Annotated in this window: 11 protein-coding genes; 7 read left to right on the top strand and 4 right to left on the bottom strand. The window is 44.4% G+C overall.

What is annotated here, in order from left to right; translation table 11 throughout:
• Positions 1-42 precede the first annotated feature (42 nt).
• The 4 genes from pheT to rpmI form a co-directional block, all read right to left on the bottom strand.
• Entirely contained in the window at positions 43-2,124 is a 2,082-nt protein-coding gene (gene pheT / locus H7844_02625; GenBank protein MEO5356175.1) for a phenylalanine--tRNA ligase subunit beta, read from the bottom strand.
• Between the two features lie 3 nt (positions 2,125-2,127).
• Positions 2,128-3,123: a phenylalanine--tRNA ligase subunit alpha gene (pheS, locus tag H7844_02620; GenBank protein MEO5356174.1), complete on the bottom strand. Its 996-nt coding sequence runs from the start codon at positions 3,121-3,123 to the stop codon at positions 2,128-2,130.
• Between the two features lie 68 nt (positions 3,124-3,191).
• Complete coding sequence (gene rplT, locus H7844_02615; GenBank protein ID MEO5356173.1) at positions 3,192-3,548, bottom strand: 50S ribosomal protein L20; 357 nt, start codon at positions 3,546-3,548, stop codon at positions 3,192-3,194.
• 61 nt (positions 3,549-3,609) lie between these two features.
• The gene (gene rpmI / locus H7844_02610; protein ID MEO5356172.1) at positions 3,610-3,807 is read right to left on the bottom strand and encodes a 50S ribosomal protein L35; all 198 of its coding nucleotides are present in this window, start codon (positions 3,805-3,807) and stop codon (positions 3,610-3,612) included.
• Between the two features lie 323 nt (positions 3,808-4,130).
• Here rpmI and H7844_02605 point away from each other — a divergent pair, with 323 nt between their 5' ends.
• The 7 genes from H7844_02605 (at position 4,131) to H7844_02575 (ending at position 12,870) form a co-directional block, all read left to right on the top strand.
• Positions 4,131-4,649, top strand: a complete 519-nt coding sequence (locus H7844_02605) for a Uma2 family endonuclease (GenBank protein ID MEO5356171.1) — start codon at positions 4,131-4,133, stop codon at positions 4,647-4,649.
• 342 nt (positions 4,650-4,991) lie between these two features.
• Positions 4,992-6,725, top strand: a complete 1,734-nt coding sequence (ilvB, locus tag H7844_02600; protein ID MEO5356170.1) for a biosynthetic-type acetolactate synthase large subunit — start codon at positions 4,992-4,994, stop codon at positions 6,723-6,725.
• Positions 6,726-6,736: 11 nt separating this feature from the next.
• Entirely contained in the window at positions 6,737-7,222 is a 486-nt protein-coding gene (gene ilvN / locus H7844_02595; protein MEO5356169.1) for an acetolactate synthase small subunit, read from the top strand.
• A gap of 83 nt (positions 7,223-7,305) precedes the next feature.
• A complete protein-coding gene (locus tag H7844_02590) occupies positions 7,306-7,971 on the top strand; it encodes a TMEM165/GDT1 family protein (GenBank protein ID MEO5356168.1) in 666 nt (221 codons plus the stop codon).
• A 73-nt stretch (positions 7,972-8,044) separates the two neighbouring features.
• Positions 8,045-8,638: a methyl-accepting chemotaxis protein gene (locus H7844_02585; protein MEO5356167.1), complete on the top strand. Its 594-nt coding sequence runs from the start codon at positions 8,045-8,047 to the stop codon at positions 8,636-8,638.
• Between the two features lie 27 nt (positions 8,639-8,665).
• On the top strand, positions 8,666-12,271 hold the full coding sequence (locus H7844_02580; protein ID MEO5356166.1) for a hypothetical protein: 3,606 nt from the start codon (positions 8,666-8,668) through the stop codon (positions 12,269-12,271).
• Positions 12,272-12,531: 260 nt separating this feature from the next.
• A complete protein-coding gene (locus H7844_02575) occupies positions 12,532-12,870 on the top strand; it encodes a P-II family nitrogen regulator (protein MEO5356165.1) in 339 nt (112 codons plus the stop codon).
• Positions 12,871-13,142 lie beyond the last annotated feature (272 nt).

The raw sequence follows: 13,142 nt of genomic DNA, 5'->3' as shown, positions 1-13,142 counted from the left end.
CTTAGTCTTAGCTCACACAAGCACCCAAAGGATGCTCACCGCCTAACTTCTGAGTACTCCACCTGTCATCTCCAACACATGATTTACCACCGCCCCATGCAAATCGTCTATTTCCTTATCCGTGAGGGTTCTATCCGCCGCCCTGTAAACAATATGGCAGGCAAGACTCTTTTTGCCCTCTCCAACTGATTTGCCTGTGTAAGAATCAAAAATTTCCACTGACTCAATTAAATTGCTATCGTAGCCCCTGATTAGTTTCACCATTTCCGCCGCAGCAAACACCATATCAACCACTACCGCCATATCACGCTCTATAGGAGGATATTTAGGCATGGCCATGAATGTCTGTGGTAAAAGCTCCGATTTAAACACCTCATCAAGAAACAACTCTGCAACACCCACCTCAGGTCTCTGTATCTTTAAACCAAGATTGTTTGTAACCTCAGGTGACAAAAGCCCCAAATACCCTGCACGCTTACCTTTTAAATAAATATCAACCGAGTGTGTGCGGGAAAGAAACGGCTCCTCTGAAGGCGTCACAGAAACACCGTCTTTACTAAACTCCATGCCTGAGAGCCGCAGAGTATCTCTGAGTGCCTCTGTTATTCCTTTTAGTTTATAAAAAATGTGCGCATTGTCTGACCATAATTTCTGCGTTACACCACTTAGGGAAACTATCGAAAGGTTAAAACTCTCAACCGGTAACTTCCCGCCCTCGTTAATAAACACTGTACCTGCCTCAAATAAATGTATTTCCTTTTGTCTGAAATTTAGATTTAATCTCAGATTTTCAATAAGCGCAGGCAGCAAAAATGTTCTCAGCACAGACTCCTCTTTACTTAGCGGATTGAGCACCTCAACTGTTTTTCGTCTTTCATCCCCCTGTGGTATTAATAAAATATCCAGTGCATCCTCCGGCATAAAACTATAGTTTATAGTCTCCGTAAAGCCTGCCTGCCTGAGGAGATTTCCAATAGGCCTTAATGACATCTCCTTATGGCTGCTTACCTTTGCACTTACACAGGCATGAGGCATCACTGAGGGTATATTGTTGTAACCGTAAATTCTTGCTATTTCCTCTGTGAGATCGGCCTCAAGCTCAATGTCCGTCCTATGAGACGGCACAGTAACTCTGTATATGCCTCCACTTCCGGAAACGCTAAACCCTAAACTCACCAAAATACTACTTATCGTGTCCTCAGAGATATCCATGCCAAGTAGTTTAGTAACACTTTTTCGCTTAAACTCTATCTCCGCAGGTTTATACTTAACAGGATAAATATCTATAACCGGCATAGCAGCGCCTCCGCAAAGCTCAACAATCAGCTCCGCAGTCCTGTTCAACGCTCTCACTGTGCCCCCAATATCGGTTGCTCTTTCAAAACGGTATGACGACTCAGAACGAAGCCCCAGCGCCTTTGATGTTTTTCTTATCGACTCAGGTAAAAACCATGCGCTCTCAAGAAATATATCCACCGTATCAGCCGCTACCTCCGAGCCCTGCCCTCCCATCACACCGGCTATCGCCACCGGCCCCTCACTATCCCAAATCAATAGACTATCGCCGGAAACCGTTCTTTCAACCCCGTCAAGGGCCCTTATCTTAACCGCCCCGTCGGCTCTTTTTACCCTTATGGTGTTTCCCCTGAGTTTGGATAAATCAAAAGCATGAAGGGGCTGCCCCAGTTCGATTAAAACGTAGTTTGTAACATCCACTATGTTGTTGATAGCACGCACTCCAGCAGCCTCAAGCCGTTTTATCAACCACTGCGGCGATTGAGTAACCTTAACACCGCTTATTATTTCTCCGGAGTACCGCCGGCAGAGCTCCGTATCAATTATCTCAACAGAGATTTCTTCTGCAGCAGTGCCGGCCTCAACACTGCCACAACTGTCTTTTAACTTAAGCGGCCTGCCCGTTATAGCTGACAGTTCCCTGGCTAAACCCAGCACGCTAAGACAGTCACCCCTGTTTGGAGTTACATTTACCTCTAATACCGCATCACTACCCTGTCCATACAGAGCCTCAACCTCAAGCCCCGCCATAGTCAGCAAGGATGATACGCTCTGAGGCGGCTCTGTTATCTCTAAAAAATCCGATAACCAATTAAACGGTAAAAGCATAATTTAAAATTGCCTCAAAAATCTCAAATCACCCTCATAAAAAAGCCGTATATCATCTATCCCGTATCTTAACCGGGCAATTCTCTCTATCCCCATGCCAAAGGCAAATCCGGTATAAACCTCAGGGTCAATACCTGTCATCTTAAACACCCGGGGGTCAACCATCCCGGCACCCAGTATTTCAATCCAGCCGGAGTTCTTACACACCCTGCAACCGGAACCAGCGCAGGCATAACAGCCCATGTCAATCTCCGCCGAGGGCTCTGTGAAAGGGAAAAAACTCGGCCTGAAACGCACCGGAACCGTGGGCCCAAAGACTATGTGCAAAAAGGCCTCAAGCACCGCCTTAAGGTTTGCAAACGTTATCCCCTCATCCACCATAAGCCCCTCCACCTGATGAAACATCGGTGTATGGGACATGTCGGAATCACAACGATACACTTTGCCCGGCGCTATAAACATAAGCGGCGGCTTCTTGTTTTCCATAACCCGTATCTGTACCGGCGATGTGTGCGTTCTCAGCACTATGCCGGAGTCCGTCTTTGAGTGCTCTCCCTGAATGTTTTTTTCGCTTAGCGGCCTTACATAGAAAGTATCTTGCATATCCCGGGCAGGATGGTTTAGAGGAATGTTGAGCGCTTCAAAGTTATAGTAGTCGGTTTCCACCTCAGGCCCCTCCTCAACAGCAAATCCCATTGAAACAAAGATATCTATGATTTCATTGAGGATGATTTTTATAGGGTGTCTGCCGCCGGGTTTAATGTATGCTCCGGGAAGGGATAAATCCACAAAGTGTTTTGAACCTATGGAGACGGAAGCCTGAGCGGAAAGAAGTGCTTCTTTTTCCCTTAACCGGCTCTCTATGAAGTCCCTGACCTCATTTACCACCTTACCGAGTGCCGCACGTTGCTCTTTGGGAGCCGACCCCAGCTCCTTAAGCCTCTGAGTGACAACCCCCTTTTTGCCGATGTACTTGCTGCGCAGTGACTGCAACTCCACCGTATTTGAAACACTGTGGAGTTCCCTGAGAAATGAATTTTTTAATTCAGTGTCAATGGTCCACGCACCTAAGCTATGCCGGCCTTTACAGTTTCAGCGATTTCATTAAAACGGGCTATATCATTAAGTGCCAGATCTGCCAGTACCTTTCTGTCAAGGTCAATATTGGCTTTCTTAAGGCCGGCAATAAACCTGCTGTAGGTAAGCCCGACGGCTCTTACGGCTGCATTAATTCTGATAATCCAAAGCGCTCTGAACTCCCGCTTTTTTAATTTTCTGTGCGTATAAGCATGGGTAAGTGCATGGTCAACCGCCTCTGAGGCAACCCTGTAAAGTTTACTCCTGCCGCCGTAATAACCGCTGGCTTTTTCCAGTAATTTCTTTCTTCTGCGTCTTGTCTTAAATCCACCTTTTGCTCTGGGCATCTAACCCCTCCTAATCTTTATATAAATTTAGCATTTACGCTATTAAATTACAAAACAAGTCTTACATAAAAGGTATCAACCTCGCAATGTTCTTATGTTGAGTGCTGTCAACTATAGCGGACTTCTTCAACTTGCGGGTACGTTTGGACGGTTTACCCGTAAGCAAATGGCTCTTATAGGCGTGGTTCCTTTTTATCTTCCCTGTACCGGTCTTCTTAAACCTTTTAGCGGCTCCCCTGTGAGTTTTCATCTTTGGCATTTATGCCCTCCTGATATTATAAAAAACGTTTTAAAACCATTGTAACACATACATCATTTCTTTTACAAGCAAAAAACTGAAATTGTAGTAGCAAAGTAAAAATGTCCTATTAGAGCAAAATGAAAATGTCCGCTTACATGTGGAAACCACAGTTTATTTTGTTTATTTTTTATGAAACCTGTCTGTCCCATAATCGCTGAAAGAAAGTTGTTTGCCGTGTCCTTTTATTTCAACTCCTTTACTCGTTTTTCTTACCTCTATGTAGGATTTCGGGATATCCAGGTTCTATTGACAAAACCACGAGTTTGGCGCTAAGATACACCATGAATACGGAAACTTTAGTAACAGTTTTAGACTTAACGGAAATCATTAACGGAGAAGAAATAATGGGACCTAGTCCATTTTTTAAACATCAGGATATTGTAGGCAATCTATACAACATTATACGCCACCACGTAAAGACTAATGAATTGGGTAAGGTTCTTTTATCGCCACTTGACATAATCTTTGATGAAGGTGTTAACAGGCTACAACCCGATATGCTGTTTATCAGGAAAGAAAACCTGAGCATTGCCCAGGACTGGATAAGGGGTGTACCGGATATGGTTTGTGAGATAATATCTCCGTGCAGCTATGAAAGAGACACTGAAGTTAAAAAGGCAATTTATGAGAAATATAAGGTGCCGGAGTACTGGATAGTTATGCCGGAGCTGCAGACGATTCAGGTATTAACTATCGTTGGTGATAGGTATACATTACACTCCTTTGCGGCAATTGAGGGTATTGTTGCGTCTAAAGTCATTGAAGAGCTACAAGTCAACATTACTGAGGTGTTTGAGTAACCCGTAGAGCTGGGTTGTTTCTATTAGTTGTCAATAGGCATTGAAAATTGACCCTCTCTCTCGGCGTTTAATTTTGATACAGCCGGTCAGTCAATTTTTTTCTTGACTGTTTTACGGTTGTGACATAATCCTGTCATTGTCTATCTTGAATTGACAGCCATTAGTAAAAAGCCATAGTTTTATTATTTTATCTTATATAGAATAAAAAATGGCTCTAAAAAAGCTCCTCCCGGCTATTAACATAATATTATAAAATGTGCTACATTAAAGATTGTAGATTGAAGGCAGTGGTTGTTAATAATGTACGGTAAGAAAAGAGAAAAGTATTGAGAGGTAGAAGGGATGAAAATAACAGGATCACAGATAATAGTTGAATCTTTAAAAAAGGAAGGGGTAAAGCACATATTTGGCTATCCGGGTGGTGTGGTATTAAATATATTCGATGCACTGTATGATGCTAAAGACATACAGTTGATACTAACACGCCATGAGCAGGGCGCCACTCACATGGCCGACGGCTATGCCCGTTCAACCGGAAAGGTGGGGGTTGCGCTGGTCACATCAGGTCCGGGCGCTACTAATACTGTCACCGGCATCGCTACCGCCGCTATGGACTCTATACCCATTGTGGTACTGACCGGTCAGGTGCCCACCATGCTTATAGGTAACGATGCCTTTCAGGAGGCCGACATTGTGGGTATCACACGTCCGTGCTGTAAGTACAATTACCTTGTAAAAGATATAAATGATTTGGCTTATACGATAAAAGAGGCTTTTCATATAGCCTCATCGGGCAGGCCCGGCCCGGTTGTCATTGATTTACCAAAAGACATATCCGCCGGTACAGGGAAATTCCACTGGCCGGATAAACTTAACATACGGAGCTACAACCCAACCTTAGAGGGCAACCGGTGGATGATTGAAAAGGCAGCCGAGAAAATCAGCCGCTCTAAAAAACCGGTTATAATTGCAGGCGGCGGGGTAATCCTCTCGGGAGCATCTGATGAGTTGAGGATTTTTGCCGAACACACGGATATTCCAGTCACTACCACACTGATGGGAATAGGCGCATTTCCCACAGAGCACCATCTCTCACTCGGTATGCCCGGTATGCACGGCACCTACTATGCCAACATGGCCATTCAGGAGTCTGATTTACTCATAGCTGTGGGCATGAGGTTTGACGACAGGGTTACAGGCAAACTTGACGCCTTTGCCCCTAATGCTGAAATCATCCACATAGATATTGACCCGACATCTATAAGAAAGAACGTGGATGTGGATATCCCCATAGTGGGAGACTCTACAAAAGTGCTCTTTACCCTTAACCAGATACTAAAGGATAAGGATAAACCCCAGTGGGATGAGGTCAGAAAGGCCTGGATTAAGCAGTTGGATGAGTGGAAAAAAGCAAGACCTCTTAGTTACAGGTTTGAAGAGAACATAATAAAGCCCCAGTATGTAATAGAAAAACTCTATGAGGCAACCGGCGGGGATGCAATAATTACCACAGAGGTGGGTCAAAACCAGATGTGGGCAGCCCAGTTTTTTAAATTTAAAAAGCCGAGAACTTTTTTAACCTCAGGCGGCCTTGGCACTATGGGATACGGTTTTCCGGCAGCCCTGGGCGCTCAGGTTGCATTTCCCGACAAAACCGTTATAGATATAGCCGGAGACGGCAGCATTCAGATGAACATACAGGAGCTTGCCACGGCGGTCATATACAGTCTGCCGGTAAAGGTGGCTATTTTGAATAACCACTACCTGGGCATGGTCAGACAGTGGCAGGAGCTGTTTTTTAACGAACGGTACTCCCACAGTTATTTAAATGAGGTGCCGAATTTTGTAAAACTTGCGGAGGCTTACGGAGCGGTAGGGTTAAGAGCGGAAAAGCCCTCTGATGTTGAGCCGGTTATAAGAGAGGCATTGAGTGTGAGAAAACCTGTTTTTATGGATTTTGTCATAGATTGGAAGGAGAAGGTCTATCCTATGGTGCCTGCCGGCGCTCCGATAGACCAGATGCTTTTTGATGAACAACCAAAGAAAGAAGATAAAAAGTTAAAAGCGGTAAAATAAGGAGCCTGGACATGAGACACACTATTTCAATTTTGGTAGAAAACAAGTTTGGAGTGCTATCGCGGGTGGCCGGGCTTTTTAGTGGCCGCGGGTACAACATAGAGAGCATATCCGTCGGGGAGACCCTTGACCCGAAAATCTCCGTCATGACCATTGTGACAAAGGGAGAGGAGGCGATAGTTGAGCAGATTACCAAGCAATTAAATAAACTCATTGACGTCATAAAGGTGCAGGATCTCTTTGAAATTGACCACGTTGAAAGGGAGATGGTACTCATTAAAGTAGCCCCGCCCCAGCAGTTGAAGGCTGAGGCGCTGCGACTTGCAGAAATCTTCAGAGGCAGAGTAGTTGACTCAAGTCAAAAAACCTATACCATAGAAATTACCGGTGATGAAAAGAAAATAGAGGCCTTTGTCGAGCTTATGAAGCCCATGGGTGTAAAGGAATTTGTACGCTCAGGGAAAATTGCTATTGCCAGGGAAAAAGCTAAGCAATAATCACAGGGGTAGTTTAAAAGCATTATAGAGCCCCTGCAGAAGAGTAAAGCTCCGGCATGATAACAGATTGAATGCAGCTTGGTATGACGGCATTTATAGCATCGGTAATTGTAGTGGTAATTGCCGAGATGGGCGATAAGACCCAGCTGCTGGCCATGTGTATGGCGGCGCGGTACAGGTGGCAGACGGTAATGTGGGGTGTTTTTGCAGCGACCCTTGCAAACCATCTCCTTGCAGCCCTTGCCGGCACCTATATTACCCGCATAGTTTCGATGGTTTATATAAATGTGGCGGCGGCTGTTGCGTTTATTTTTTTTGGACTTTGGACTATTAGGGGAGACGACCTTGAGTGTGAGGACAAAAAGTCTGAGATGAGTCCGTTTTGGACTGTAACTGTGGCATTTTTCCTGGCCGAAATGGGCGATAAAACACAACTTGCCGCCGTTACCCTGGCCGCAAAGTATAACGCCATGATTGCTGTATGGCTGGGTACCACAGTTGGGATGATGATAGCCGACGCCTTTGGTATTGTGGTGGGGGTTGTGATGGGCAAAAACATTCCTGAAAGAATTGTTAAATGGATTGCCGCCGTTATTTTTATCCTATACGGTTTGTACAGCCTCCATGCCTCTTTACCGGCTAATCTGACTACCACTTTCAACATGGTGGCAGGTATGCTGACAGTTATCGCATTAACACTGATTGCAGCTTTTTGGGATAAAATCAAGTTGCCGGCTAAAAAATTTTAGTACAAGGCGTTATCTTCAATTAATTATTTTATTGACATTTGCTTATCTTATTTAATTTATGGTAGTATTGTGCATGGGTGAAGAACAATTTAAAAGATCTCCGTTGATATCGAACTTTGGTACTATAGTCGGCCTTGTTATCGGCGGCGCCGTGTTTTTATTGATAATTGTGTCCATAATAGTGGCTAAATACACGGGCGGCAGCGGCGGCTCCGAGGTTACTTTCAGCAACAAAAGTGTCATAGCGTTTTTTGTCGTTTTTTTAAGTTACGGGCTTGTTGCCATTTTTCTTGTAATGTTGTTTGCATACAGGCTCTTAAGCCCCTTTAGCAGACTTATAAATGAAATGCAGTATATCCTCTCCGGAGATTTATCCAGAAGGTTGTATTTAAGGGGCAAGGATGTGTTTCTCATCAAGAACTTTGTCACAGACGTCAATAAAATTCTCGACAACCTGCAATCTATGCATATACTTAAAGATGAGCTGGTAAAACAGGTTGACTCAGAGGGACGGCAGATTATCTCTATGTTAAAAGACCACCCCACGCTTGATGATGAAACAAAAAATGCTGTGTTTATATATCATGAAAAAGTAACTTCTATTGTAAAAGGTGCTGAGGAAACTCCAGCGGCCCCACCGGTCTCAGGTACGAAGCCGGTTGAGTAAAAAATGGTTGCTTTCTAATGGAGCCTGATGGGGATAACCTACGAGTTCAGAACTGAAAAAGGTTTGTTTTTAACTGTTGCGGCGGTTGGGCGGCAGGGTAGTGAAAGCGATTCCATTACAATAAGAATAGAAGCCTCTCCTGTAAACAAAAAACGTCCGGTTCCTTTGCCGGATGTCATGCACTGGGGATTAACCACACATGAAAAAGGTAAATGGAATTCCCCTGAGGCAGACTTGTGGCCGGAGGGCTCTATTAATGTTACCGGCTCTGCCATGCAGTCTCCGTTTAAAGCTCTACATGGTGATAGTGGTGTTGTCAATGAGCTGTTTCTAAAAATAAAAAAAGATACTTCTTACAAAATGGTTGAGTTTGTACTTTATTTTTCACACAATAATTCATGGGACAATAACAGAGGGAAGAACTACAGGCTTAAAATCAGTGATTTTATAGAAAATGAGTCAAAAGATAAAAACGCAGCCCCGGATGTACTCCGGCAATATCCTTCAATGCCTGCTAAGCCAAATGGATTTTCCTTTAACCTGCCTCCTTTTGGTAATCTCTATGCCTCTGTTGAAAATACACAGACCCACATAGTGCTTAGCCTTAGCACTGACATACCACTGCCGCTAATCCTTCACTGGGGAGTTTCAGGCAGAGGTGGAAACAAATGGGAAATACCGCAGGAGTATGAAGTTTTGGAAGGAAATCCGGTAGTTAAAAACAGTTCTCTTGAAAATGAGTTTATCGAAAAAAACGGCAGGTTTTCTCTAACCACAAAATTTCAGACTGATACCGCCCCGGCCTGCATCCTGTTTGTCCTTTATAAACCGGATAGCGGCACATGGATCAAAAACGGGCGCGAGGATTTTAAAATCCAGTTGAAAGAGGTCGCAGCGCTTTGTGAGTCTGACCACTCGGAGGTTATAGATGAGATTGTTTCAAAGGAAACAGGGCCTCAGTCATGGACTCTCATGCACAGATTTAACCTCTGCCACAATTTTTGTGAGCAGATGTCTAACGACAGGCATGGTTTGTACTTAATTTATATCTGGCTTAGGTACTCCGCCCTGAGACAACTTGACTGGCAGAGAAACTACAACACCCAGCCCCGTGAGCTTAGCCATGCTCTTGACAGGTTGTGCCTTAAGCTTTCCTCGATATATGCCGGCAATCCGCCGGTCAGACACATAATTCCCATGATCTTATCAAACATCGGCCCCGGGGGCGACGGCCAGCGCATACGCGACGAAATCCTCAACATCATGCACAGAAATAAACTCAAAGAGGTAAACCACACTTTTGTAGAGCAGTGGCATCAGAAACTTCACAACAACGCCACTGCCGATGACATTGCCATATGTAAGGCCTACATAGAGTTTCTGCGTTCATACGGCAACACGGATGTGTTTTACTCTACCCTTAACTCCATGGGAGTTACGAGGGAGCGTCTAATGAGTTTTGAGCGCCCAATCAGAAGCGACCCCGAGTTTATCCCGCATCTGCGCGATGCGCTGATAAGGGATTTTGAACACTACCTTAAGATACTTAACGCCGTGCACAAGGGGGTTGATCTTGAAAGAGCCTGTGATTCAGTGGGTTATATTTTCGAGGGTGACGTTATGAGGGCACTGCGGTTTATTGTTGACAACAGAGACAGCATGGATATAACCATAGTTACGAGACTTTTTACCACAATAAAGTGGATTCGGCAGCAGATAAGGGGAGTTATAGTTTCCCAACGGGACATCGGACGCCTTAAAGACCTGTTATTTCTTGATTTATCCCTGATGGAGTATCTGAGGGTGTTGACTGAAAGCAACCTTCACGCAAATCTGGGCGGACACACGCTGCTTGAGTTAATAGACCTGTCTTTAGAAAACCTGTTGCTAACTGATTTGCCACCGCTTGAAAAGGCGCATTTTTATTCTGATATCAGAGCTGAAATACAGAGCTGCATTAATCACATCAGAAAGATAAACACAGTGGAGGGCACCGAATGGGTGTTGAACTCACTGGCTGTGGTAGAAAGAATAGAGCGATTTTTAGGCTCATTTGTTGACTTCTATTACAGTGCATTTCAGTCAAGGGCTGAGCATTTGGGTAACAGGTTTAATGCCGCCCCGTGGACTGTTACAATGTTTACGGAGGAGGTGCTGAGGGGGCAGTTTCACTTTGTGGTATCTCTTTTGCTCAGATACCTTAACAGAGTGCTAAGGACAGAGGCAGGGCTGCGGCGGTGGCAGGTTCTTAGCCCCTTTGAAGCCTCCGGTGTCGTTGAGCTCTACCACAGCCTGAAGGAAGTTGAGGGCAGGGAGTTTAAGGTTCAAACTGTAATAATAACCGAAAAAGTCTCCGGCGACGAGGATATCCCTGCTGGTGTTACGGCGGTAATTTCAGAAGAAATGGCCGATATTGTATCCCACGTATCGGTACGGGCAAGAAATGAGCGAATTCTTTTTGCCACCTGTTTTAGTGATGAAATTTTGTCTCATTTGAAATCTTTAAACGGCAAGTGTGTTTCCCTTGGGATTAACTCTCAGGGGGATGTTGTAGTAAATGAACTTGATCAACCTCTCAGCACGCTTGATGTTAAGAAAAGAAGTGAGGGCATATTACATAAGATAAAAAAACGGATGATTCCCACCACAGATATCCCGTATATAATCGGTGTGGATGATTTTAATAAGGACCTCGTGGGCGGGAAGTCATTAAATCTGGCAAAACTAAGAAATAAGCTCCCGGGCTGGATAAACCTTCCGGTATCGGCCGCCATTCCTTTTGGTGTGTTTGATAAGATATTAAACCATCCCGATAATGAAAAAATCCGTGATAAATATGGCTCATTACGAAGAGAGCTTGACGCTAAGGGCAATGCTGCAGAGAGCAGTAAAGTGCAGTCAATTCTGTCAGATATCCGTTTGACTTTGACGGCATTAGCATTTCCTGATGATTTCTTTGCTTCACTTAAAAATGTGTTGATGTTATCAGGTCTTTGTAGTGAGGTTGGCTGCCTTGATATAGAGCACTTTGGCAAGTATATAAAGCAGGTGTGGGCGTCGGTGTGGAATGACAGGGCGTATTTTAACAGAAAGAAAATGGGACTTAGTGGAGCTATGGAGATGGCTGTGCTCATTCAGATGGTTATTGAGGCCGACTATGCTTTTGTTATACATACGGTAAACCCTGTAACGAGGGATGCGGAGGAGATGTTTGCCGAGGTGGTAATGGGTCTTGGCGAGACCATAGTGGGTAACTATCCCGGCAGGGCGTTGAGTTTTACTTGCAAGAAATCCATAGGGGTGCCTGTTGTTGCATCCTATCCGGGTAAGAGTATTGGGCTTTATGGAGGTGGTTTTATTTTCAGGTCAGACTCCAACGCAGAAGACCTGGAAAACTATGCCGGTGCGGGCCTCTATGACAGTGTCATTGTACCGCAACCTAAGGCCGCCCCGCTTGATTATTCAACAGAGCCGCTTTTGTGGGATGAAAACTTCAGAAACGACACACTTCTTTCAATTGCCGATATAGGAAAAGCTGTTGAGACAGCCCTTGGAGGTCCTCAGGACATAGAGGGGGTTTACTCCGGGGGCAGATTCTATGTAGTTCAAAGCCGACCTCAGGTTGGAATTTAGCTTTTTACATAGTATTTTGACTTGATTGTCTTGATTGTCATGTAAATTACCTGTTTATCCTTTCCCTCACTACTTTTTGGACTTTATACTTCTGACTGCAACTTAGTATAAAGTGACACTACAAAATTGTAGTATCATACAAAATTGTAGCAAGCAGCATTATGTCTTTCTAAAAAAACCTTCAAATACAACAACATAGGTTTGGCACGTTTTATGATATTAGTAAGTTGATGAAAACTAAAAAAGGAGGTGGGAAGGCTATGAAAAAAATCGAGGCAATAATCAAACCGTTTAAACTCGATGAGGTTAAAGACGCTCTTAATGCAAAAGGAGTGCAGGGGCTTACGATGACGGAGGTTAAGGGTTTTGGCAGGCAGAAGGGGCACACGGAGGTGTATCGCGGTTCTGAGTACATAGTTGATTTCATACCAAAGATTAAGATTGAGGTAGTAGTTGACGACTCAATGGTTTCAAATGTGTTGGAGGTTATAGAAAAAACGGCAAAAACCGGGAAAATAGGCGATGGTAAGATTTTCGTTTACAGTGTAGAGGATGCTATAAGGATACGGACGGGCGAGCGCGGCTCCATTGCTCTTTAGGAATCTCTATTATGAAACAACTAATACCAAGTAGCAGTCAAAAGAGTAACGAGGCGGCAAGGAGAAAGCGACACCTCCCCTTACAGGGGATTCCCCTTTGGGGAGACGTCAAGGAGCTTTCGACGAAGCCAACAAAGTTAATCGAATGAATGCAACTTGGTATAATAAACGGAGGGACAGATGTTGAAAATACTGCTAAGTACAGGATTTTTACTGGTATGGACAGCAATGGCAGTGGCTGCTGAGGTACCACCTAAGGTGGTAAATTCAGG

Source organism: Nitrospirae bacterium YQR-1, from assembly GCA_039908095.1.
In the GTDB taxonomy this organism is placed as follows: domain Bacteria; phylum Nitrospirota; class Thermodesulfovibrionia; order Thermodesulfovibrionales; family Magnetobacteriaceae; genus Magnetomonas.
This window is presented reverse-complemented; position numbering and strand designations above follow the sequence as displayed.

Excerpts from the sequence above, each read along its gene's own strand:
- H7844_02575 (MEO5356165.1), top strand. The coding sequence starts at position 12,532 with ATGAAAAAAATCGAGGCAATAATCAAACCGTTTAAACTCGATGAGGTT.
- ilvN (MEO5356169.1), top strand. The coding sequence starts at position 6,737 with ATGAGACACACTATTTCAATTTTGGTAGAAAACAAGTTTGGAGTGCTA.
- H7844_02605 (MEO5356171.1), top strand. The coding sequence starts at position 4,131 with ATGAATACGGAAACTTTAGTAACAGTTTTAGACTTAACGGAAATCATT.
- pheT (MEO5356175.1), bottom strand. The coding sequence starts at position 2,124 with ATGCTTTTACCGTTTAATTGGTTATCGGATTTTTTAGAGATAACAGAG.
- H7844_02585 (MEO5356167.1), top strand. The coding sequence starts at position 8,045 with ATGGGTGAAGAACAATTTAAAAGATCTCCGTTGATATCGAACTTTGGT.
- H7844_02580 (MEO5356166.1), top strand. The coding sequence starts at position 8,666 with ATGGGGATAACCTACGAGTTCAGAACTGAAAAAGGTTTGTTTTTAACT.
- H7844_02590 (MEO5356168.1), top strand. The coding sequence starts at position 7,306 with ATGACGGCATTTATAGCATCGGTAATTGTAGTGGTAATTGCCGAGATG.
- rplT (MEO5356173.1), bottom strand. The coding sequence starts at position 3,548 with ATGCCCAGAGCAAAAGGTGGATTTAAGACAAGACGCAGAAGAAAGAAA.
- rpmI (MEO5356172.1), bottom strand. The coding sequence starts at position 3,807 with ATGCCAAAGATGAAAACTCACAGGGGAGCCGCTAAAAGGTTTAAGAAG.
- ilvB (MEO5356170.1), top strand. The coding sequence starts at position 4,992 with ATGAAAATAACAGGATCACAGATAATAGTTGAATCTTTAAAAAAGGAA.